The 23,525-nt window shown below is 68.3% G+C and carries 18 protein-coding genes and 1 tRNA gene; 10 read left to right on the forward strand and 9 right to left on the reverse strand.

What is annotated here, in order from left to right:
- The first annotated feature begins 121 nt into the window (after nt 1–121).
- The gene (locus A5775_RS03870) at nt 122–3,430 is read left to right on the forward strand and encodes a LuxR C-terminal-related transcriptional regulator (protein ID WP_067247807.1); all 3,309 of its coding nucleotides are present in this window, start codon (nt 122–124) and stop codon (nt 3,428–3,430) included.
- 26 nt (nt 3,431–3,456) lie between these two features.
- On the opposite strand, the gene A5775_RS03875 is transcribed toward A5775_RS03870, so the two are convergent.
- From A5775_RS03875 to A5775_RS03895, 5 genes are all read right to left on the reverse strand, one after another.
- Complete coding sequence (locus tag A5775_RS03875) at nt 3,457–4,113, reverse strand: LpqN/LpqT family lipoprotein (protein WP_067247809.1); 657 nt, start codon at nt 4,111–4,113, stop codon at nt 3,457–3,459.
- Nucleotides 4,110–4,457: an arsenate reductase (glutaredoxin) gene (arsC, locus tag A5775_RS03880; RefSeq protein WP_067247812.1), complete on the reverse strand. Its 348-nt coding sequence runs from the start codon at nt 4,455–4,457 to the stop codon at nt 4,110–4,112. Before arsC ends, A5775_RS03875 begins: the two co-directional genes overlap by 4 nt.
- On the reverse strand, nt 4,458–5,438 hold the full coding sequence (locus A5775_RS03885; protein ID WP_067247895.1) for a ribose-phosphate diphosphokinase: 981 nt from the start codon (nt 5,436–5,438) through the stop codon (nt 4,458–4,460).
- A gap of 91 nt (nt 5,439–5,529) precedes the next feature.
- On the reverse strand, nt 5,530–7,023 hold the full coding sequence (gene glmU / locus A5775_RS03890; protein WP_067247816.1) for a bifunctional UDP-N-acetylglucosamine diphosphorylase/glucosamine-1-phosphate N-acetyltransferase GlmU: 1,494 nt from the start codon (nt 7,021–7,023) through the stop codon (nt 5,530–5,532).
- 191 nt (nt 7,024–7,214) lie between these two features.
- Nucleotides 7,215–7,286 (reverse strand) — tRNA-Gln (locus A5775_RS03895).
- A 206-nt stretch (nt 7,287–7,492) separates the two neighbouring features.
- Between A5775_RS03895 and A5775_RS03900 the strand changes: the two genes are divergently transcribed.
- A complete protein-coding gene (locus A5775_RS03900; RefSeq protein WP_008254212.1) occupies nt 7,493–8,086 on the forward strand; it encodes a TetR/AcrR family transcriptional regulator in 594 nt (197 codons plus the stop codon).
- An 84-nt stretch (nt 8,087–8,170) separates the two neighbouring features.
- Here A5775_RS03900 and lysA read toward each other — a convergent pair whose 3' ends face one another.
- Nucleotides 8,171–9,511, reverse strand: coding sequence for a diaminopimelate decarboxylase (gene lysA, locus A5775_RS03905; RefSeq protein WP_067247820.1), 1,341 nt, complete (start codon nt 9,509–9,511; stop codon nt 8,171–8,173).
- A 120-nt stretch (nt 9,512–9,631) separates the two neighbouring features.
- Between lysA and mfd the strand changes: the two genes are divergently transcribed.
- The 8 genes from mfd (at nt 9,632) to A5775_RS03945 (ending at nt 19,289) form a co-directional block, all read left to right on the forward strand.
- Entirely contained in the window at nt 9,632–13,291 is a 3,660-nt protein-coding gene (gene mfd / locus A5775_RS03910) for a transcription-repair coupling factor (protein WP_197512340.1), read from the forward strand.
- A 56-nt stretch (nt 13,292–13,347) separates the two neighbouring features.
- On the forward strand, nt 13,348–14,340 hold the full coding sequence (locus A5775_RS03915; RefSeq protein ID WP_067247898.1) for a nucleoside triphosphate pyrophosphohydrolase: 993 nt from the start codon (nt 13,348–13,350) through the stop codon (nt 14,338–14,340).
- Between the two features lie 318 nt (nt 14,341–14,658).
- Entirely contained in the window at nt 14,659–15,387 is a 729-nt protein-coding gene (locus A5775_RS03920; RefSeq protein ID WP_156660561.1) for a lytic transglycosylase domain-containing protein, read from the forward strand.
- A 47-nt stretch (nt 15,388–15,434) separates the two neighbouring features.
- Nucleotides 15,435–16,727: a phosphopyruvate hydratase gene (eno, locus tag A5775_RS03925; RefSeq protein ID WP_067247832.1), complete on the forward strand. Its 1,293-nt coding sequence runs from the start codon at nt 15,435–15,437 to the stop codon at nt 16,725–16,727.
- Nucleotide 16,728: 1 nt separating this feature from the next.
- On the forward strand, nt 16,729–17,415 hold the full coding sequence (locus A5775_RS03930; RefSeq protein WP_067247836.1) for a septum formation initiator family protein: 687 nt from the start codon (nt 16,729–16,731) through the stop codon (nt 17,413–17,415).
- Nucleotides 17,408–17,896, forward strand: coding sequence for a DUF501 domain-containing protein (locus tag A5775_RS03935; protein ID WP_067247839.1), 489 nt, complete (start codon nt 17,408–17,410; stop codon nt 17,894–17,896). The genes A5775_RS03930 and A5775_RS03935 overlap by 8 nt, the downstream gene beginning before the upstream one ends.
- Nucleotides 17,890–18,840, forward strand: a complete 951-nt coding sequence (locus A5775_RS03940) for a Ppx/GppA phosphatase family protein (RefSeq protein ID WP_067247842.1) — start codon at nt 17,890–17,892, stop codon at nt 18,838–18,840. Before A5775_RS03935 ends, A5775_RS03940 begins: the two co-directional genes overlap by 7 nt.
- A gap of 107 nt (nt 18,841–18,947) precedes the next feature.
- Nucleotides 18,948–19,289, forward strand: a complete 342-nt coding sequence (locus tag A5775_RS03945) for a hypothetical protein (protein WP_156660559.1) — start codon at nt 18,948–18,950, stop codon at nt 19,287–19,289.
- A 23-nt stretch (nt 19,290–19,312) separates the two neighbouring features.
- Here the strand turns inward: A5775_RS03945 and A5775_RS03950 are convergent, their stop codons facing one another.
- From A5775_RS03950 to A5775_RS03960, 3 genes are read right to left on the reverse strand one after another with little or no spacing between them, the layout of a single operon-like run.
- On the reverse strand, nt 19,313–19,993 hold the full coding sequence (locus A5775_RS03950) for a response regulator (protein ID WP_067247845.1): 681 nt from the start codon (nt 19,991–19,993) through the stop codon (nt 19,313–19,315).
- Nucleotides 19,990–22,596: a sensor histidine kinase KdpD gene (locus tag A5775_RS03955; protein ID WP_067247852.1), complete on the reverse strand. Its 2,607-nt coding sequence runs from the start codon at nt 22,594–22,596 to the stop codon at nt 19,990–19,992. Before A5775_RS03955 ends, A5775_RS03950 begins: the two co-directional genes overlap by 4 nt.
- An 11-nt stretch (nt 22,597–22,607) precedes the next feature.
- A complete protein-coding gene (locus A5775_RS03960; RefSeq protein WP_067247857.1) occupies nt 22,608–23,525 on the reverse strand; it encodes a potassium-transporting ATPase subunit C in 918 nt (305 codons plus the stop codon).

A 23,525-nucleotide genomic window follows, 5' to 3' on the forward strand; every position in this document is an offset into this window, starting at 1 on the left:
CCACGCGCCCAAGACCATCCGCCGTGGCGCGTAGATCTGCGCGGTGGGGGTCGTAGACCCGCACGCCGCGCGAAGGCGATCTGCGCGCATTGGCCGATGTTTTGCCTAGTCGGTGCCGGCGATGCTGACTAACATGAGCCAACATGCGGAAATTCCGTCGCTAACCTGGGACGATTTGGGCGTGGTCGAGTTGCTACCGACCGGAACGGTGACGTTGCTGCTGGCCGATGTCGAGGGTTCGACACGGCTGTGGGAAACGCGGCCCGAAGAGATGACGGCAGCGCTGGTCCAGCTGAACAAGACGGTGAACGAGGCGATCGCCGCGCACGAGGGGGTGCGCCCGCTCGAACAGGGCGAGGGCGACAGCTTTGTGGCCGCCTTCGCGCGGGCCTCCGACGCGGTGGCGTCTGCGCTGGAGCTGCAGCGGGCGCCGCTCGCCCCGATTCGGCTGCGCATCGGAATCCACACCGGTGAGATCCAGCTGCGCGACGACGCCAACTACGCCGGCCCGACGATCAATCGCACGGCGCGACTGCGCGACTTGGCGCATGGTGGACAGACGGTGTTGTCGGGGGTGACCGAATCATTGGTCGCCGACCGACTCCCCGAGGACGTCTGGCTGATGGATCTGGGCAGCTATCCATTGCGGGACCTTCCCCGCCCGGAGCGGGTGGTGCAGATGTGTCACCCAGACCTGCGCAACCAGTTCCCACCGCTTCGTGTCCGCACTGCTGTTGCGTCGCAGAACCTTCCGGCCCAGTTGACGAGTTTCGTTGGGCGCCAGACGCAGATGGTCGAGCTGCAACAGATCGTTACCGACAACCGGCTGGTGACGTTGACCGGAGCCGGCGGCGCCGGAAAGACCCGGCTCGCCGTCGAGAGCGCGGCACGAGTGGCCGCTGACTTCTCTGATGGGGTTTGGTATGTCGACCTCGCGCCGATCACCATCCCGGAAGTGGCGCCCGTGACCGTGGCCCGCACGCTGGGCCTGCCCGATCAACCGGGCCGCTCGACGATGGACCTGCTCGTACGCTTCTTCAGCGAAAAGCAGATACTGCTGTTACTCGACAATTGTGAGCACCTGCTCGATGCGTGCGGGGCCATGGCCGTCGAATTGCTTGCGGCCTGCCCGCGATTGACGATCCTGGCCACCAGCCGTGAGCCGTTGGGCTTACCCGGTGAGTTGAGCTGGCGGGTGCCGTCGTTGTCTCTTGTCGACGAGGCCGTCGATTTGTTCACTGACCGGGCGAGGCGCGCCCGACCCGAATTCGTTGTGGGGGAGGATAACCAGGCGCTGGTCGAGCAGATATGCGAGCGCCTGGACGGCATGCCGCTGGCGATTGAGCTTGCCGCGGCGCGGGTTCGGGCGCTGTCGTTGCGGCAGATCGTGGACAGCCTGCATGACCGATTCCGCTTGCTCACCGGGGGCGCGCGCACTGCGGTACGGCGTCAGCAGACGCTACGGGCCTCGGTGGATTGGTCGCACGCGCTGCTCACCGAGCCGGAGCAGGTATTGTTTCGACGGCTGGCGGCGTTCGCCGGCGGCTTCGATCTCGACGCCGCCCAAGCCGTCGGATCCGACCGTGATGTCGAGAGCTACCAGCTGCTGGATCAGTTGAGCTTGCTGGTCGACAAATCCCTCGTCGTCGCCGACGACACCGCCGACGGGATGCGCTACCGCCTGTTGGAAACCGTGCGCCAGTACGCGCAGGAAAAGCTCGGCGAATCCGGTGAGGCCGACGAGGTGCGTACGCGACACCGCGACTATTACACCGCCACGGCGATCGACCTCGAGACGCAGGGACTGAGTGGTGTTGACGCGCTGTTGGATTGGGCGCAAGCCGAGATCGACAACCTGCGAGCCGCCTACAGCTGGAGCCTAGAGAAGTCCGAGCCGGAGATTGCGCTGGAGCTGGTGTCCGCGGTGCAGCAGGTCTGGATCCGCTGTGGGCGGTTCCGGGAAGGACTGGCGGGGTTCGACGCGCTTTTGACCGACGAAACGCGATCGCAAGTCACGCCCGCGGCATGGGTGCGCGGGGTCGCCCACCACGGTGTGCTGTGCGCGTGGGCGGGGGCCCAGGGGGACGTGGACCGTTCCGGCCAGGCGTTAGCGATCGCTCGTGAGCTCGGCGTCCCGGCGTTGCTCGCCCTGGTCCTGGTGGGAAGGGGCGCGTTGGCGCTCTACGAGATCGACAAGCTCGAGTCCTACGTTGACGAGGCGATTGACCTGATTCGTTCGATAGGTGACCGGTGGAGTCTGTGTCAAACTCTCGCCTATCTGGCGGTGACGAATTGCTATGCAGGTGAACCGATTCCAATGCGGGCGGCGGCGGAAGAAGGACGCGATCTCGCCGACGCGCTCGGCGACAGGTTTTTCTCCCGGAACTGCCGGACGTGGTTAGGCCTAGCACTGTGCATGCAGGGCAATCTCACCGAGGCGCAAGACGTCCTGCATGCGTTGGCCGAGGAAGCAGAGGCCGCCGGCGATCTCCCGATGACAGTGTTTGGCCAAGTGGGCTATGGACAGGTGCTGGCCTTCCAGGGGCAGGCGGCTACCTTGCATGCCTCGGCGCAATCCGCCCGCAATGCCGCCGAGGCGATGGGTGGACTCTACGGGGACACCATGTATGCGATGTTTGCGCATGTTGCTTTGATTGCCGGCGATGGCGTCGGCGCTCGGCAGGCGGCCGAAGAGGCCTGGCGGCATACAGTTCCGGCGCGCGAACTTTACGCGAGGTGTTTCAATCCCATGGCTGAGGCCGCGCTGGCGTGTGGGGACGTCGTCGCCGCCCGCCGATGGGTCGATGACACCGTCGCGGTGGTCCCGGGGTGGCACCAAATGGGAGCGCGGACGGTGCGCGCGCACATCGCGTTAGCCCAGGGCGATTTCGGCCAGGCCGAGCGCGACGCACATGAAGCCCTCGTGATCGCCGCCCGCACCCAGGGATATCTACGGGTCGCCGACGCGTTGGAATGCCTAGCCCGGTTGGCGGCCGACGCCGGCACCCATTCATACGGGGTGCGCTTGCTTGGCGCGTCCGCCGCGATGCGCGAACGCATGGGGCATGCCCGCTTTCCGGTGTATCAGGACGGTTACGACTCAGCGGTAGAGTCTCTACGAGAGGCGCTGGGACAGAGCGGCTTTGACGCTGCATGGGCCGAGGGTGCCGCGCTGCCCACCGAGGGGGCGATCGCTTACGCGCAACGTGGCCGCGGTGAGCGTAAGCGTCCCAGTTCCGGCTGGGCATCGCTAACCCCCATGGAGAACGACGTGGTGCGGCTGGTCGCCGAAGGCTTGGGCAACAAGGAGATCGGCGCGCGGCTCTTCATCTCGCCGCGCACGGTGCAAACGCACCTCACCCACGTCTATTCGAAGCTCGGCCTGGCCTCCCGCGTCCAGCTCGTTCAAGAAGTGGGACACCGCGAGTGAGTCGATGCGCCGCGAGAACCAGACGATTACTTGGCGGCGACGACGAATCCACGGATGATCGCGTCGATGTCTGTCGACTCCGCGGCGGCCTGGTTGGCCAGGCTGGTGATGGTCAGCTGCACCAGATAGCGCCGGTGTTCCGGCGGTGGGCCGGTGGGGATCACGATGCGGTTCCAGCTGTGCAACCGCATCCCGTCGAGGTTGTAGCTGCCCTGGATCATCGACGACGGGAAGCCGTTGTAGGGCGCGCCCGAGGCGTCCAGCTTCTTGAAGTCCTCGAACAGTTGCGCATCGTCGTTGCCGTGCTTGATGACTTGCGCCGGATCGAAATCTCCGTGCAGCTGGAACACCACCAGCCTCGCCGTCGGAAACTTGCCGCCCTTGGAGATGATCAGGGTTTGGGGGGTGATGTTGGGACTGGTGAACGGCGCCCAGCCCTGCGGCGTCGGGATCGAGACCGTCAGATCGGGCACGGATCCCGGCGCCACCGGTTGCCCGGTGACCCCGATGTTTTGCAGGTACTGCGACAGGGGGACTGGCTTCCCCGTCGGGGTCGTTGTCGAGGTCGTGGGCGTCTTCGACAAGATCGATTGATAGTCAGGAGCTTTCGGGGCGCACCCGACAGCCGACACCGCCAGTGCAACTATCGCGGCGGCCGCCGCGCAGCTGCCGAACGGATTCACAGAATCTCGCGGACCGCGTCGATCGGACGGGCCAGCCGGGTGCCCTTCGGTGTGACGACAAAGGGTCGTTCGATGAGGATGGGATGTTCGGCCATGGCGTCGAGTAACTGCTCGTCGGTCGCGTCGGCGAGATTGAGCTCCTCGTACAGCGATTCACGCTTGCGCACCGCGGTACGCACGTCGATACCGGCGTCGCGGATCATCTTCACCAGTTCGGCACGCGACGGCGGGTTTTTCAGGTATTCGATGACGGTGGGTTCAAAGCCGCTGTCGCGCAACAAGTCCAGTGTCTTGCGGGATGTACTGCACTTGGGGTTGTGGTAGATGGAAGCGTCACGAACCATTTAGGCGTCCCCGTCGAATAGTCCAGTGACCGAGCCATTTTCGAATACGGCGCGGATGGTGCTGGCCAGCAGCGGCGCGATGGACAGGACCGTCAGCTGCGGGAAACGCTTCTCCTCGCCGATCGGCAGGGTGTTCGTCACGATCACCTCACGCGCCCCGCAGCCGGCGAGGCGCTCGGCGGCCGGGTCGGACAGCACACCGTGGGTCGCGGCGATGATCACGTCGGCGGCGCCGTCCTCGCGCAACAGATTCACCGCGCCGGCGATGGTGCCGCCGGTGTCGATCATGTCGTCGATCAGCACGCAGGTGCGGCCCTCGACCTCACCGACGACGCGGTTGGACACCACCTGGTTGGGCACCCGCGGGTCGCGGGTCTTGTGGATGAAGGCCAGCGGGACGCCGCCCAGCGCGTCGGCCCATTTCTCGGCGATGCGCACCCGGCCGGAGTCCGGGGAGACGACCACCATGTTGCCGTCGGGGTAGTTGTCCCGGATGTACCCGGTCAGCAGGTTCTGCCCGCGCATGTGATCGACGGGCCCGTCGAAGAAGCCCTGGATCTGATCGGTGTGCAGGTCGACGGTCACGATCCGGTCGGCGCCGGCGGTCTTGAGCAGGTCGGCGACCAGGCGTGCCGAGATCGGTTCGCGGCCCCGGTGCTTCTTGTCCTGGCGGGCGTAGGGGTAGAACGGCATGACGGCGGTGATCCGCTTGGCGCTGCCCCGCTTGAGCGCGTCGATCATGATCAGTTGTTCCATCAGCCAGCGGTTGACCGGCGCCGGGGCCGACTGCAGGACGAACGCGTCGCAGCCGCGCACCGATTCGTGGAAGCGCACGAAGATCTCGCCGTTGGCGAACTCGCGCGCCGTCTGCGCGGTGACGTGGACGTCAAGCTCTTTGGCCACCTGCTCGGCCAGCTCCGGGTGCGCCCGACCGGAGAAGAGCATCAAATTTTTGCGGTTATCGGTCCAGTCGTGGCTCACCGTGCTGCCCTTGCCGTTCGGATCCAAATGGAAGTGCCCATCGTACGAAGCGAATGGTACGGAAATGCGGCCGGGTTGCCAGCTACCACCGTCACGGTGTCTGGTCGGCTTCCGCGGCGGGGGCCTTCTCGGCGGCCTTCTTGGCGGCCTCGGCCGCCTGCGCGGCCGCACTGCCGGGCCGCTTGCGGTGTACCCAGCCCTCGATGTTGCGTTGCGGACCTGCGGAGACCGCCAGCGTTCCGGGCGGGACGTCGTTGCGCACCACCGTGCCCGCGCCGGTGTAGGCGCCGTCGCCGACCGTTACCGGGGCCACGAACATGGTGTCCGATCCGGTGCGGACGTGCGAACCGATCGTGGTCCGCCGTTTGGACTCGCCGTCGTAGTTGACGAACACGCTGGACGCGCCGATGTTGCTGTGTTCGCCGATATCGGCATCGCCGACGTAGGTCAGGTGCGGCACTTTGGAGCCGGTGCCGATCGTGGAGTTCTTGGTCTCGACGAACGCGCCCAGCTTGCCGTCGTCCCCTAAGACCGTGCCCGGCCGCAGGTAGGTGAACGGTCCGACGGTGGCGCCGGCGCCGATGGACGACGAGGTGCCGTGGGTGCGCACCACCGATGCCCCGCCGCCGACGCTGACGTCGGTCAGCGTGGTGTCCGGGCCGACGACGCAATGCTCGCCGACCTGGGTGCGACCGAGCAGCTGGGTGCCCGGGTGGATGACGGTGTCGCGACCGATCGTGACGTCGACGTCGATCCAGGTGGTGGCGGGGTCGACGACGGTGACACCCGCCATCTGGTGGGCGGCGACGACGCGGCGGTTGAGTTCGGCGCCCAGCTGTGCCAGCTGGACCCGGTTGTTGACACCGGCCACCAGCGCGCTGTCGTCGACGTGACGGGCATGGATGGCCAGACCGTCCCCGCGCAGGATTGCGATGACGTCGGTCAGATACAGCTCCTGTTGGGCGTTGTTGGAGCCCAACCGGTTCAGCGCCGAGCGCAACGCCGCGGTGTCGAAGGCGTAGACGCCGGCGTTGACCTCCCGGATCTCGCGCTGGGAGGGGGTGGCGTCGGCGTGCTCGACGATCGCCGTGACCTCGTTGTCCTGGGTGCGCAGGATGCGGCCGTAGCCGCTGGGGTCGCTCACCGTCGTGGTCAGCACCGTGGCGGCGGCCCCCTGACCCGACCCCGCCGCGCTGTGGGTGGCGATCAGGTCGGCCAGGGTGTCGGCGTCCAGCAACGGGGTGTCGCCCGAGGTGACGACGACCACCCCGGCGTAATCGTCGGGCAGTGCGGACAGGCCGCACAGGACGGCGTCGCCGGTGCCGCGCGGCCGGTCCTGCAGCGCCACCTCGATGGGGCGGCCGAGGGCATCGGCCCAGTCGGCGACCAGCGGGGCGATGCGCTCGTGATCGTGGCCCAACACGACGGTGAGGTGCTGCGGCGCCACCTTGGCGATCGCGTGCAGGAGATGGGACAGCATGCTGCGACCGCCGATGGTGTGCAGCACCTTCGGGGTGTCCGACCGCATCCGGGTGCCGGGCCCGGCCGCTAGCACCACGACCGCGGTATCACCAGGAGACGACATCAACCCTCCTTTTCGGGTGTGCCCCGCGCGGGCTGCGCGCGGAAGCACCGGCACGCCGTCAAGCGTGTCATCTCATCTGCGGTGAAGGCAAAAAATGATCAACTCGTCGGCCGTGGGCCCTAGGGGTGGAACCTGCCTCGAATTCGTGCAAAGGCCCCACACTCGCGAAGTCCGGCGGTGGTCCTGCAGTGCTCCGTCGCCAGGACTCGAACCTGAACTATCTGAACCAAAATCAGAGGTGCTGCCGATTACACCACGACGGATCGCCAAGAAGACTTTAGTCGGACGACGATGCGGGCCGCTTGCGGCCCGAGGAGGAGTGCGACACATTTCCGCCTATCGGACGACGATGCGGGCCGCTTGTCGGCCGCTGAACCGCCCGCCGCCCGATACGCTGGTCGACGTGGCCGTGCTGGACCCCCAAACGCAAAAGGAACCCGACAAAGAGGTGCGGGCGCCGCGTGCGCGGATGACCGGCACCGAGCGCCGGCAGCAACTCATCGGCATCGCGCGTTCGCTGTTCGCCGAACGCGGGTACGAAGGCACGTCGATCGAGGAGATCGCGCTGCGTGCCAACGTGTCCAAGCCGGTCGTCTACGAGCACTTCGGCGGCAAGGAGGGCCTGTACGCCGTGGTCGTCGACCGGGAGATGTCGGCGTTGCTCGACGGCATCACCTCGTCGCTGACCAACAACCGGTCCCGGGTGCGGGTCGAGCGGGTGGCTTTGGCCCTGCTCACCTATGTCGAAGAGCGCACCGACGGCTTCCGGATCATGATCCGCGACTCGCCGGCCGCGATCAGCTCGGGCACTTACTCCAGCCTGCTCAACGACGCCGTCAACCAGGTCAGCTCCATTTTGGCCGGTGACTTCTCCCGCCGCGGCCTCGATCCCGGGCTGGCGCCGCTGTACGCCCAGGCGCTGGTGGGCTCGGTGTCGATGACGGCGCAGTGGTGGCTCGATACCCGCGAGCCCAAGAAAGAAGTGGTCGCCGCGCACCTGGTCAACCTGATGTGGAACGGGCTGATCGGCTTGGAAGCCGACCCCCGGCTGCAGGACGAATAAACAGCTTCGCGAGCGTAACCGTACGGCGAAAATCGACGGCAATTTTCGCCGTGGCGTTACGCTCGGCGACCCGCCCGCGACGAGCTAACCGCAGTCGCGGGCCAGCAGGTCCGCAACGGTCTCGCGGCGAACCAGTTCGCGGGCCCGGCCGTCCTTGACGGCCACCAGCGAGGGGCGCCCGACCATGTTGTAGTTGGACGCCATGCTGTGGTGGTAGGCGCCGGTGCAGGCCACGGCCAGCAGGTCGCCGGGACGCAGATCCGCCGGCAGCTCGATATCGCGGGCGATCTCGTCGCCGGCCTCGCAGTGCCGGCCGGCCACGGTGACGCGCTGCTTGAGGCCCAGTGGATGCCGGTTGGCCAGCGCGACGGCGTATTGCGCGCCGTACAACGACACCCGCGGGTTGTCACTCATCCCGCCGTCGACGGCGACGAAGGTCCGACCACCGAATTGCGTCTTCACCGAGCACACCCGATACAGGGTCACGCCGGCGCGGCCGCTGATGGCCCGGCCCGGCTCCACCACGATCTGCGGGCGCGGGAAACGCTCGGCGGCGCAGGCCTCGTCGACGGCGTTCTCGATCACCTCGGCCAGCGCGTCGAGATCCAGCTCCCGATCGCCGGGGACATACGGGATCGCATGTCCGCCACCGATATTCAGCTCGGTGAGGATGACGCCGTGCCGGGCCCGGATATCGGCCATCGCGGCGATCATCCGGCGAATCGCCTCGCCGTACAGCGTGGGGTCGCTGACCTGCGAGCCGATGTGGCAGTGCAGGCCCACGAGCTCGAGGATGGGGTGCGCCAGGACGCGCTGCGCCGCGTCGGCGGCGTGGTCGCCGGCGAGGGTGAACCCGAACTTCTGGTCGCTGACACCGGTCGTGACGGCGCGGTGCCCATGGATGTCGATGTCGGGGGTCACGCGGATGAGCACCGGCTGGCGGCGACGTGCCAGGCCGGCGAGGTAGGCGATCTCCATGCAGGAATCCAGCACGATGCGCCCCACCCCGATGCGCACGGCCTCACGCAGCTCCTCGGGCGATTTGGCGTTCCCGTGCATGACGATGCGCGCCGGGTCGACGCCACCGGCCAGGGCCGTGGCCAGCTCACCGACCGAGCACACGTCGATGCCGAGCCCCTCTTCGCGGGCCCAACGGGCGACCGCCGTGCTCAGTAGCGACTTACCGGCGTAGACGACCTCGACCCCGCGCAGCGCCCGGCGATAGCGTCGCGCGCGATGCCGGAAGTCGGTTTCGTCGATGACGTAGGCCGGGGTGCTGAACTCGTCGGCGATATCGGCCAGCGCGACACCGCCGACGCACAGCCTGCCCTCCTCGTCGGGGTGGGCGGTGATAGGCCAGATCGCGGGGTCGAACCGCGGGGGAGCCGCGTGACCGAGAGACGGCAGAATGTCCAGCAATGTCATGAATCCAACCTGCGCCCGCGGGTAATCGGGTGGTGTTTTCTTGACGATCCCTTGACGATGCCGACCTCAATATTGACGCGGTTCGGCGTGTCCGGCGGCCCCCCTAGAATGGAATTCATCATGACCGCACCGGGGGCTGCTCGCCCAGAAACCCCGATCGCGGGGCTCGTTGAACTGGCGCTCACCGCGCCGACCTTCCAGCAGCTGATCGACAGCGCGGCCGCGTCGCCGGCCGAATTGAACCTGGTGGGTCCAGCCAGCGCACGGCTGTTCGTCGCCAGTGCGCTCGCGCGGTTGGGCCCTTTGCTGGTAGTCACCGCGACCGGGCGCGAAGCCGACGACCTGACCGCTGAACTGCGCGGCGTCTTCGGCGACGCCGTGGCCGTCTTCCCGTCCTGGGAGACGCTGCCGCACGAGCGGCTCTCGCCCGGCGTCGACACCGTCGGCGCGCGGCTGACGGTGCTGCGCCGGCTGGCCCACCCCGACGACGCGCGCCTGGGTCCGCCCCTGCAGGTGGTGGTGACCGCGGCCCGCTCGCTGCTGCAGCCGATGACGCCGGAGCTGGGCCAAGTCGAGCCGGTCACGTTGAGCGTCGGCGCGGAAGTCGAATTCGAGGGCGTGATCGCCCGGCTGGTCGAGCTGGCCTACACCCGGGTCGACATGGTCGGCCGGCGCGGCGAGTTCGCCGTGCGCGGTGGGATTCTCGACGTCTTCCCGCCGACGGCCGAGCACCCGGTGCGCATCGAGTTCTGGGGCGACGAGGTCAGCGAGATGCGGATGTTCTCCGTCGCCGATCAGCGTTCGATTCCCGAGATCGAGGTCGACACCCTGATCGCGGTGGCCTGCCGCGAGCTGCTGCTGACCGAAGAGGTGCGGCAGCGGGCCGCCGAGCTGTCGGCGCGTCACACCACGACCGAGCCCGCCATCACCGGCAGCGTCACCGACATGCTGGCCAAGCTTGCCGAGGGCATCGCGGTCGACGGCATGGAGGCGCTGCTGCCGGTGCTACGGCCCGGCGAACACGTGCTGCTGACCGACCAACTGGCGCAACGCACCCCGATCCTGCTCTGCGACCCGGAGAAGATCCGCACCCGCGCCGCCGACCTGATCAAGACCGGCAGTGAATTCCTCGAAGCCTCCTGGTCGGCGGCGGCCATGGGCACCGACGCTCCCGTCGACGTCGCGCAATTCGGCGGCTCGGGATTCGCCGAGCTGGACGAGGTGCGGGCCGCGGCCGCCCAGGGCGGGCACCCGTGGTGGACGTTGAGCCAGCTGTCCGACGAGTCGGCCGTGGAGCTGGAGGTCCGGGCGGCGCCGTCGGCGCGCGGGCATCAGCACGACATCGACGGCATTTTCGCGATGCTGCGCGCGCACGTCACGACCGGCGGCTACGCCGTCGTCGTCGCGCCCGGCGCCGGGACCGCGCATCGCGTGGTGGAACGGCTGGCCGAATGCGACACCCCCGCCGCCATGCTCGATTCCGGCGCCGCACCCAAGCTCGGGGTGGTCGGGGTGCTCAAGGGGCCGCTGCACGACGGCTTGATAATTACGGGTCATCCCGGCCCACACCTCGTCGTGATCACCGAGACCGATCTGACCGGCAGCCGGGTCGCCGCAGTGGAGGGCAAGCGGCTGGCGGCCAAGCGGCGCAACACCGTTGACCCGTTGGCGCTCACCGCCGGTGATCTGGTGGTCCACGATCAGCACGGCATCGGCCGGTTCGTGGAGATGGTCGAGCGCACGGTCGGCGGCGCCCGGCGCGAATACCTGGTGCTCGAATACGCGTCGAGCAAAAGGGGCGGTGGGTCCGACAAGCTTTATGTGCCAATGGATTCGCTGGACCAGCTGTCGCGGTATGTCGGCGGGCAGGCGCCCGCGCTGAGCAAGCTCGGCGGCAGCGACTGGACCAACACCAAGACCAAGGCGCGCCGCGCGGTACGCGAGATCGCCGGCGAGCTGGTGTCGCTGTACGCCAAGCGGCAGGCCAGCCCCGGGCACGCGTTCGGGCCGGACACCCCCTGGCAGGCCGAGATGGAAGACGCATTCGGGTACACCGAGACGGTCGACCAGCTGACCGCGATCACCGAGGTCAAGGGGGATATGGAAAAGCCGATCCCGATGGACCGGGTGATCTGCGGGGACGTCGGCTACGGCAAGACCGAGATCGCGGTGCGGGCGGCGTTCAAGGCGGTCCAGGACGGCAAGCAGGTGGCCGTGCTGGTGCCCACCACGCTGCTGGCCGACCAGCATCTGCAGACCTTCACCGACCGGATGACGGGGTTCCCGGTGACCGTCAAGGGCCTGTCCCGGTTCACCGATTCCACCGAATCTCGCGCCGTGATCGAGGGCCTGGCTGACGGATCGGTGGATGTCGTGATCGGCACGCACCGCCTGTTGCAGACCGGGGTGCGCTGGAAGGACCTCGGCCTGGTCGTGGTGGACGAGGAGCAGCGGTTCGGCGTCGAGCACAAGGAGCACATCAAGTCGCTGCGCACCCACGTCGACGTGCTGACCATGAGCGCCACCCCCATCCCGCGCACGCTGGAGATGAGCCTGGCCGGGATCCGCGAGATGTCGACGATCCTGACGCCGCCCGAGGAACGCTATCCGGTGCTGACCTACGTCGGCCCGCACGACGACAAGCAGGTCGCGGCCGCCTTGCGGCGCGAGTTGCTGCGCGACGGCCAGGTCTTTTACGTGCACAACCGGGTGAGCTCGATCGACCGGACGGCGGCCCGGATCCGGGATCTGGTCCCCGAGGCGCGGGTGGTCGTTGCGCACGGGCAGATGCCCGAGGAACGGCTGGAACGCACGGTGCAGGGGTTCTGGAATCGCGAATACGACATCCTGGTGTGCACCACGATCGTGGAGACCGGGCTGGACATCTCCAACGCCAACACGCTGATCGTCGAGCGCGCCGACACCTTCGGCCTGTCGCAGCTGCACCAGCTGCGCGGCCGGGTCGGCCGCAGCCGGGAGCGCGGCTACGCCTACTTCCTGTATCCGCCGCACTCGCCGCTGACCGAGACGGCCTACGACCGGCTGGCCACCATCGCGCAGAACAACGAGCTGGGCGCGGGCATGGCGGTCGCGATGAAGGACCTCGAAATTCGCGGCGCCGGCAATGTGCTCGGCGTCGAGCAGTCCGGGCACGTCGCCGGCGTCGGCTTCGACCTGTACGTCCGGTTGGTGGGTGAGGCCGTCGAGGCCTACCGGGCGGCCGCCGACGGCCACACCGTCACCACCGCCGAGGAACCCAAGGACGTGCGGATCGACCTGCCGGTCGATGCGCACCTGCCGCCGGACTACATCGCCAGCGACCGGCTGCGGCTGGAGGCGTACCGCCGGCTGGCCGCCGCGGCCTCCGACGGCGAGATCGACGCGGTGGTCGAGGAACTCGTCGACCGCTACGGGGCGCTGCCCGAGCCGGCCCTGCGGCTGGTGGCGGTGGCGCGGCTGCGGCTGCTGTGCCGCGGTGCGGGCATCATCGAGGTGTCGGCGCCGTCGGCGGCCACCGTGCGGCTCTCGCCGATGACGCTGCCGGATTCGGCCCAGGTGCGGCTCAAACGGATGTATCCGGCGGCGAGCTACCGGGCCACGACCTCCACCGTGCAGGTTCCCATCCCACGCGCCGGCGGCGTGGGCGCGCCGCGGCTCCGCGATGTCGAGTTGGTGCAGATGGTGGCCAACCTGGTGACCGCACTGCAGGGGCAGCCGCAGGTAGACCTTGGTATAACGAGTTCAGCTGCAGCGGTGTCCGGTGAGGAGCGACAAGCATGATCCGCGCCGGCGACGATATGGCGCGCAGCGACACAAAGGACGAGGAGGAGCGGCGCTTGATCGTGGTCTTGTTCGACCCCCGCCGCCCGTCGCTGGTGCCCATCGAAGCAATCGAGCATCTCGCCGGCGAGGTGCAGTACACCGAGGAGATGCCCGTCGCGGTGCCCTGGTCGCTGTCGGCGGCGCGGCCGGTGCACTCCGGTGAGGACGCGCCGGTGCTGCTGTCGTCCGACCCCGACCACCCGGCCGTGACCGCCCGGTTGGCGGCCGGGGCCCGGCTGATCTCGGCGCCCGAGACGCCGCGCGGCGAACGGCTGGTCGACGCGGTGGCGATGATGGACAAATTGCGCACCGCCGGGCCGTGGGAAAGTGAGCAAACCCACGACTCGCTGCGCAGGTTTTTGCTGGAGGAGACCTACGAGCTGCTCGACGCCGTGGGCAGCGGCAACGCCGACCAGCTGCGCGACGAACTCGGCGATGTGCTGCTGCAAGTCCTCTTCCACGCGCGCATCGCCGAGGACGCGCCGCAGTCCGCTTTCACCATCGACGACGTCGCCGCCGCCCTGATGCGCAAACTCGGCAACCGGGTACCGGGGGTTCTTGCCGGGCAATCCATTTCGCTCGAAGAGCAGTTGGCCCAGTGGGAGGAGCGTAAGGCCGCCGAAAAGCCGCGCAAATCGGCGATGGACGACGTGCACACGGGCCAGCCCGCATTGGCGCTCGCCCAGAAGGTGATTCAGCGCGCCGACAAAGCCGGCCTGCCCGCCGACCTGATCCCCGACGCGATCACCTCGATCTGCGCGTCGGCCGATGTCGATGCCGAAAGCGCCCTGCGCACAGCGGTTCTGGAGTTTGTCGACACCGTTCGGGGCGCGGAGCGGGCGATCGCCACGGCGCGCCGCGGGGGCGGCGTCCCGGAGGAGTTCGACGTTTCCCCGCTCGGCGAAGTCTCCGAACAGGAGTGGCGGGAGCACTGGCCGATGGGTGACTCGGAGGCCGAGCCGGCCGCCGAGGAGGTCACCGCCGACACCGAGGCCGACGAGGCCTGAGCGGGCGACGCCGCCTTGATTGCAGCGATGCCGCGGATTATTTACCGCCACCCCGCATCGGTGGGAGCGAGCGCCGCTGTGTTTGCCGGATTTGTCGTCGGCCGCTCGGTACTATCGCCGACGAGGTTGCGAATCTCCGTGGTCGGCGGTGGTCTGACCGCGCTAGCCAAGGCGACCGTCAGCTAATCGGTGATTAGCTGAAACCGGCAGAACGTCGGTGCGCCGAGGCCCGACGCAACCGTGCAGTCCACCGACGCATGCCACGATGGTGTGGCGGAAGTTAATGCAGGCGAGTTTAGGGGAGCTCAGGAAAGCATGGTGTCGCCGAGGCGTTGGATGCGCGCGGCCGCCGTGATCGGCGCGACCGCGATCGTTCTGGCCTCCAGCTGCACGTGGCAGCTCAGCCTGTTCATTCCCGACGGTGTGCCACCGCCGGCGGGCGACCCGGTGCCGCCGGTGGATACGCATGCCAGCGGTCGGCCCGCCGAACAGTTGCGCGCCTGGGCCGAGCAACGGTCGGCGGGATTGGAGATCCCGGTGATCGCGCTCGAGGCCTATGCGTACGCGGCCCGGGTCGCCGAAGTCGAGAACCCGAAGTGCCACATCGCCTGGACCACGCTGGCGGGCATCGGACAGGTCGAGAGCCACCACGGCACCTACCGCGGCGCGAGGCTGGCCCCCAACGGCGATGTCAGCCCCCCGATTCGCGGTGTCCGACTGGACGGCAGCGGCGGGACGCTGCGCATCGTCGACAGCGACGAAGACCTCACCGACGGCGACGGCGTGACGCGCGCCATGGGACCGATGCAGTTCATCCCGGAGACGTGGCGGCTCTACGGTGTCGACGCTCACAATGACGGCCGCGTCAGCCCGGACAACATCGACGATGCCGCGCTTGCCGCGGCGGGCTATCTGTGTTGGCGTGGAAAGGATCTCGCGACGCCGCGGGGCTGGATCACCGCGCTGCGGGCCTACAACAATTCCGGTGTCTACGCGCGGGCGGTGCGGGATTGGGCGACCGCTTACGCGAAAGGTCACCCGTTGTAGCAGGATGTATCGCTGACCCAGGCCTTACGCGAGCAAGGAGAACCCCAGTGCCGATTATCGAGCAGGTCGGGGCCCGCGAGATCCTCGATTCCCGCGGTAACCCGACAGTCGAGGTCGAGATTGCCCTGATCGACGGGACGTTTGCGCGCGCGGCGGTGCCGTCGGGCGCGTCGACGGGCGAGCACGAGGCCGTCGAGTTGCGCGACGGTGGCGAGCGTTACGGCGGAAAGGGTGTGCAGAAGGCGGTGCAGGCCGTGCTGGACGAGATCGGTCCGGCGGTGATCGGCCTCAACGCCGACGATCAGCGGCTGGTCGACCAGGCGCTGCTGGATCTGGACGGCACACCCGACAAGTCGAGGCTGGGCGGCAATGCGATCCTGGGCGTGTCGCTGGCCGTGGCCAAGGCGGCCGCCGATTCCGCCGCGTTGCCGCTGTTCCGCTACCTCGGTGGCCCGAACGCCCACATCCTGCCGGTGCCGATGATGAACATCCTCAACGGTGGCGCGCACGCCGACACCGCCGTCGACATCCAGGAGTTCATGGTGGCGCCGATCGGCGCGCCCAGCTTCGCCGAGGCGCTGCGCTGGGGCGCCGAGGTGTATCACTCGCTGAAGTCGGTGCTCAAGAAAGAGGGCTTGAGCACGGGTCTGGGCGACGAGGGTGGCTTCGCTCCCGACGTGGCGGGCACCACCGCGGCCCTGGACCTGATCAGCCGGGCCATCGAATCGGTCGGTTTCAAGCTCGGCGCCGACGTGGCGCTGGCTCTCGACGCGGCGGCCACCGAGTTCTTCACCGACGGGACGGGCTACACATTCGAGGGCAGCACCCGCACCGCGGACCAGATGGCGGAGTTCTACGCCGGGCTGCTCGGCTCCTATCCGCTGGTGTCCATCGAAGATCCACTGTCGGAAGACGATTGGGACGGCTGGGTCACCCTGACCGCGGCGATCGGCGACCGGGTGCAGATTGTCGGCGACGACATCTTCGTCACCAATCCCGAGCGCCTGGAAGAGGGTATCGACAAGGGTGTGGCAAACGCGTTGCTGGTCAAGGTGAATCAGATTGGCACGCTGACCGAGACGCTGGACGCCGTCGCGCTCGCCCACCACAGCGGCTACCGCACGATGATGAGCCACCGCAGCGGCGAGACCGAAGACACCACGATCGCCGACCTGGCGGTGGCCGTCGGCAGTGGGCAAATCAAGACCGGCGCCCCCGCCCGCGGCGAGCGCGTCGCCAAGTACAACCAGCTGCTGCGGATCGAGGAGGCGCTCGGCGACGCCGCCCGCTACGCCGGCGATCTCGCGTTCCCGCGGTATACGCCGCCGGAGGCCAAATAGCTTGCCCGGCAAGCCGGATCCGAAGCGGCGTTCCCCGGCCTCGCGCCCGGGGAAGGCCGGCGATCCGGTTCGGCGCCGTCGCTCGGCCAAGCCGTCCTCGAAGCCGTCTGCGAGGACATCGCCCACGGCGAACCACACCGGCCGCAACTCCACCCAGCAAGAGCACGTCGTCGAACCGATCACCCGGCAGGCCGCCGAATCGGTCGAGCTGCGCTCCGAGCAACGGCTTGGTTTCACCGCGCGGCGCGCGGCGGTGCTGGCCGCGGTGATCTGCGTGCTGACGCTGACCATCGCCGGACCGGTGCGCACCTATTTCGCCCAGCGCACCGAGATGAATCAGCTGGCCGCCAGCGAGGCCGCGCTGCGCCGTCAGATCGCGGACTTGGAGCAGCGAAAGACCAAACTCGGTGACCCGGCCTACATTGCGGCGCAGGCCCGTGAGCGGCTCGGCTTCGTGAAGCCGGGGGATATCCCGTTCCAGGTTCAGCTGCCACCGTCGGCGGCCGAGCCCACCCAGCCGGGATCCCCGTCGGCGAAACCGGTGAACAACGATCCGTGGTACACGTCGCTGTGGCACACCATCGCCGACGCGCCGCACCTGCCGCCGGCCAACCCGCCGCCCCCCGAAGTCCCGCCGCCGGCCGAGCCGGGTCCGCCCGCACCGAATCCCACGGGTCCCGGTGGTTGATCGTGCCGACCTGGAGGCGGTGGCCCGCCAGCTCGGGCGTGAGCCGCGCGGGGTACTCGAAATCGCCTACCGGTGTCCTAACGGTGAACCCGGCGTCGTGAAGTCGGCGCCGAAATTGCCTGACGGCACGCCATTTCCGACGCTGTACTACCTGACGCATCCGACGCTGACGGCGGCCGCGAGCAGGCTCGAGACGACGGGATTGATGCGCGAGATGACCGAGCGCCTGGGACAGGACGCGGAGCTGGCGGCCACGTACCGGCGCGCGCACGAGTCGTATTTGGCCGAGCGTGACGCGATCGAATCGCTGGGCACCACGTTCACCGGCGGGGGGATGCCCGACCGGGTCAAGTGCCTGCACGTGCTGATCGCCCATTCACTGGCCAAGGGGCCGAACGTGAATCCGTTCGGCGACGAGGCGCTGGCGATCCTGGCCGGCGAGCCCGCGATGGCGGGCGTTTTGGTGGAGGGCCAATGGTGAACGGCAGGCTCGCGGGAATCGACTGCGGTACCAACTCAATTCGATTGCTGATCGCCGACCTCGACGGGGGAGGGCGGCTGCACGACGTGCATCGGGAGACGCGGATCGTGCGGCTGGGGCAGGGCGTCGACGCGACGGGTGAGTTCGCGCCGGAGGCGATAGCCCGCACCAGGGCCGCGCTGGCGGACTACACCGCGCTGCTGAAAGAGCACGGGGTCGAGCGGGTGCGGATGGTGGCCACGTCGGCCGCCCGCGATGTCGCCAACCGTGATGACTTCTTCGCGATGACGGCCGACGTACTGGGGGCGGTGCTGCCCGGTGCGGTGGCCGAGGTGATCAGCGGCGCCGAAGAAGCCGCGCTGTCGTTCCGCGGGGCGGTTGGTGAATTAGACAGTGCGGCCGGGCCTTTCGTCGTCGTCGACCTGGGTGGGGGCTCCACGGAGATCGTGGTGGGCGGTGATGCGGTTGTGTCCAGCTACTCGGCCGACATCGGCTGTGTCCGGCTGACCGAGCGGTGCCTGCGTTCGGATCCGCCGACGCCCGCGGAGGTTGCCGCGGCCCGGCAGGTGGTGCGCGAGCGGCTCGAGGTGGCGCTGGGCGTGGTGCCCGTCGAGGACGCGCGGACCTGGGTCGGATTGGCCGGAACGATGACCACGTTGTCCGCGCTGGCGCACAATCTGCCGGCGTATGACTCTGCGGCCATTCATCTTTCGCGCGTTGCCGGCGCGGACCTGATGGCAGTGTGTGAACGGCTGATCACGATGACGCGCGCCGAGCGCGCGGTGCTGCCGCCGATGCACGCGGGGCGGGCCGACGTGATCGGCGGGGGCGCGATCGTGGTGGAGGAGCTGGCGCGCGAGCTGCGCGCCCGTGCGGGCATCGAGGAATTGACGGTGAGCGAGCACGACATCCTGGACGGCATCGTGCTGTCGATCGCTGAGTAAGTCGGTAAGTCACATCCGCCTCACCAGTCTCGAGGAAAGTGGGCACCGCTTTTGCCCACCTTCCAGCGACAACTCGGTGTGTCGTACCCCTATGCGACGGTCCGAGGATGGACCTACGCGGAATCGAGCTGCGTTACGTGCTCGCGATGCAGCTGGCGGTGCATGGGCCGGCGACCATCGCGGAATTGATCGATGCGCTGAAATGGCACAGCTTTGGGGTGCGCGGCAGGCCGTCGAAGGCGATCTCGGATGCGCTGCGGTGGGAGATCGAACATGGCCGGGTGCGCCGCCTTGGGCGGGGCCGGTATGGGCCCGGGTACATGCCGCGCGGCACCGAACATCGGATCCATCAGCGCGTGCTGGCGCTGCGCAAGGTGGCAACCGAGTTGTCGCTGAAAGGCGGGCACAAGGCATGCCCTCCCGCGCGGGGGCCAACGTGGCTGGTGTGACGTGCACTCGTGCCCCACCAAACTCACGCCTCGAAACGATAGCCCATCCCGGACTCGGTCAGCAGGTGTTTGGGATGCGACGGGTCGTCTTCGAGCTTGCGGCGCAGCTGCGCGAGATACACACGCAGGTAATGCGTTTCGGTGGCGTAGGCCGGACCCCAGACCTCCTTGAGCAGCTCCTCGCGGCCGACCAGCTTGCCGCGATTGCGGACGAGTACTTCGAGCATCCCCCATTCGGTCGGGGTGAGGTGGACTTCGCCGCCGTTCTTGGTGACCTTCTTGGCCGCCAGGTCGACCGTGAACGATTCGGTTTCGATCACCGGCTGCTCCAGTTCGGAGGCCGCGGCGTTGCGGCGGACCGCCGCGCGCAGCCGTGCCAAGAACTCGTCCATCCCAAAGGGTTTGGTGACATAGTCGTCGGCGCCGGCGTCCAGCGCCTCGACCTTGTCCGAGGAATCGGTGCGCGCGGACAACACGATCACCGGTGCGGTGAGCCAGCCGCGCAGACCGGCCAGCACGTCGATGCCGGAGATGTCGGGCAGGCCGAGGTCGAGGATCACCACGTCGGGCTTCTGCTCGGCGGCGGCGCGCAGCGCGCCCGCCCCGCTCGACGCGGTGACCACCTCATAGCCCCGCACGGACAGGTTGATGCGCAGGGCCCGCAGGATCTGCGGTTCGTCGTCGATCACCAATACGCGGGTCATGGGCGCCGCTCCTCATCGCCGCCGCCGAGCGACAGCCCTATCGGTTGCGGCGCAGCCATATCCACGATCACGGTCAGTCCGCCTCCTGGCGTGTCGGTGGCGGTAATGGTCCCGCCCATCGCTTCGACAAAGCCCCGCGCGACCGACATCCCCAGGCCGACGCCGGTGGTGGTGTCGTGATCGCCCAGCCGCTGAAACGCCTCGAAGATCTGTTCGTCGGCCCCATGCGGTATTCCGGGCCCTTCGTCGATGACGTTGATCAGCACCCGATCGCCCACCCGCCCGGCGTTGACCCGGACCAGACAGTTGGGCGCGTAGCGCAGCGCATTGTCGATCAGGTTGGCCAGCACACGTTCCAGCAGCCCGGCGTCGGCCAGCACCGTGGCGTCGTCCACATCCACCTTCACCCGGTCGATGGCGGACCGGAAAAAACCGGTGGCGCCCTTGCCGATGCTGACCAGGGCGCGTTGCACGGTTTCCTCCAGGTACACCCGGCTCAGATCCGGGTGGATCACCCCGGCGGCCAGCCGCGACGAATCGAGCAGGTTGCCGACCAGCGCGGTCAGCTGGTCAATGGACTCCTCGATGGTCGCCAGCAACTCCGCGGTGTCGGCGGCGGAGAACGCGACATCTTCGGCGCGCAGGCTGGACACCGCGGCCTTGGCCGCCGCCAGCGGCGTGCGCAGGTCATGGCTGACCGCGGACAACAGCGAACGCCGCAGTTCGTCGGCCCGCACGACCGCCTCGGTCCGGCTGGCTTCCTCGGCGAGCTCCCGCTGCCTGATCAAACCGGCGGCCTGCCTGGCCACCGCGCTGAGCACCCGCCGGTCCCGCGCGGAAAGCCTTCGGCCCGCCAGCAGCATCCAGAACTCGTCGTCGCCGACCTCGATCGCGGTGTCCGCGGAATCGACGGCGACGCAAGGATCCCTGCCCACGCAGGCGACGACGTCGGTCTTCGCCCCTCGGGCGCGCGCTTCCTCGGGCGGCTCCCGCAGCATGCTCACCGCACGCTGGGCGTAGGTCTCTCGCACCCGTTCGAGCAGCGTCTCGAGGTCGGCGCCGCGCAGCACCGACCCCGCGAACAGGGTCAGCAGCTCGGCCTCCTGCGACGCGCGGCGGGCTTCGCGGGTGCGTTTGGCCGCGAAATCCACCAGCACCGCGACCGCGACGGCGATCAGCAGCAGCACCAATTCGGTGATGGCGCTGTTGGGTTCGGCGATGGTGAAGCTGTGCCGCGGGGCGATCAGGAAGTAATTGAGCAGCAGGCCGGACAGTATTGCCGAAAGTGCCGCGGGCGCAACGCCTCCGAACAACCCGACGAGCAGCACGCCCACGAAGAACAAGGCGCTCTCGCCGCCGGTGTCCAGGTACGGGTCCAGCGCCGCGACGGTGAACGCGCAGATGATCGAAGGCACGATGAGGGCCGCCAGCCACGACGTCACCTGGCGCTCGCGGGGCGCCGGCGCGGCGGCGCGGAAGCCGCGTTTGGCTTCCTCGTGCGTGACCAGGTGCACGTCGATCTTGCCGGACAGCTCGACGATCCTCGGACCGATGCCCTCCTCGAACAGGCGCGCCCAGCGGGACCGTCGCGAGGTGCCGATCACGAGCTGCGTGGCGTTCATCTCGCGGGCGAAGTCCAGCAGGGCGGTGGGCACGTCGTCGCCGACCACCGTGTGCAGCGACGCGTCCAGGCTGGTGGCCAGCTCCCGGATCTTGGCCATCCGGGACTCCGACAGGCCGGCCAGGCCGTCACCGCGGATGATGTGGACCACCATGAGTTCGGCGGTGGACTTCGACGCGATCCGCGACGCGCGTCGTACCAACGTCTCGGATTCGGGTCCACCGGTGACCGCCACGACGACGCGCTCGCGGGCCTCCCACATGTCGGTGATCTTGTTCTCGGCCCGGTATTTGGCCAGCGCCGTATCGACCTGGTCGGCAAGCCACAGCAGCGCCAGTTCCCTTAGCGCGGTGAGGTTCCCGCGGCGGAAATAGTTGGACAACGCCGCATCGATGCGATCGGGAGCGTAGACGTTTCCATGAGATAACCTGCGCCGCAGCGCCTCTGGTGTGATGTCGATGAGCTCGACCTGTGCGGCCTGCCGCACGATCAGGTCCGGGACGGTCTCTTTCTGCTCGATGCCGGTGATCTGGGCGACGACGTCGTTGAGGCTTTCCAGGTGCTGCACGTTGACCGTGGAGATCACGGTGATCCCGGCGTCGAGCAATTCTTCGACGTCTTGCCACCGCTTGGGGTTTTTACTGCCCGGCGCATTGGTGTGCGCGAGTTCGTCGACGAGGACGACCTGCGGCCGCCGCGCCAGCACCGCGGGCACGTCGAGCTCGGGGAAGCGCCCGCCGCGGTATTCGATATAGCGCGGCGGAATGATCTCGATGCCCTTAAGCAGCTCAGCGGTTTTCGCACGCCCGTGGGCTTCCACCACGCCCGCCACCAGATCGGTGCCACGTTCCAGGCGCCGATGCGCCTCACCCAGCATCGAATACGTCTTACCCACGCCCGGCGCAGCACCCAGGTAGATGCGCAGCTCACCCCGCCTGGGCTGGTGGCCGCGGAGGCTGACGTCGCTCACGTCAACCATCATCCCCCTCGGAGCTAGCTCGTGACCGGATACCGGCGGTCGAGTTGCAGGTTGAGCTGCAGCACGTTGACGCACGGTTCACCGAAGAACCCCAGCGCGCGGCCGCTCCGGTTCTGCGCGACCACTTCCCGAATCCGATCCGGGCTGACATGGCGGACCCTGGCGACCCGCGCCACCTGGAGGTCGGCGTAGGCGGGTGAGATGTTCGGGTCGAGGCCGCTGGCGCTGGCGGTGACCGCGTCGGCCGGCACGGCCGGGTTCGCCGGTGCCGCGCCGCGAACGGGCACGGTCTGGCCGATCGAGTAGTCCTCACCGTACCGCGCGCAGTGAACGCGCACGCTTTCGTAGCGGGTGAGGAACGGCGCCGGCGTCGATCCGCACGGCTCGTTGACGCTGACCACCCGAGTCGGGTGGGCGACGTTTCCGCGCGCGTCGCGCGGACCGATCACCGACAACACCGCACCCACACCACCGCCCGTGCAGAATGGCCGCGACCCGTCGACACCCTCCAATGCGCCGACCGCAGCGCTGCGCGAACACACCGTCGTCAGCAGGCTCGGCTTGAAGCCCGCGTCCGACGCGGACTTGCCCGCCGCCAGTTGCGCCGGGTCGGCCGGCGTGTCGACGATGCTTTCCGGCCCGAGGTTACTGCCACCCGACGAGGTCGGGTCGTAGCCGGCGCCGGCCGCCGAGGGCCGGCTTTGGAAGTACTGCGGCAGCGGGTTGCCGTCGGTATCGGTGAACAGCTGGCCGATCAGCCTGCTGCCCACCGGCTTACCGTCCGCGGTGAGAATCGACCCCAGGGCGTTCTCCCGCAATCCCGGAAGCTGCGCGACCGCCCAGACGAACAGGGGATAGGCCAGACCGGTGATCGCGGTCAGCACCAGCAGCGCACGCAGCGCCGCCCAATGCAGGCGGACGAATTTCGTCAT

The organism is Mycobacterium sp. 852002-10029_SCH5224772, assembly GCF_001667315.1.
In the GTDB taxonomy this organism is placed as follows: domain Bacteria; phylum Actinomycetota; class Actinomycetes; order Mycobacteriales; family Mycobacteriaceae; genus Mycobacterium.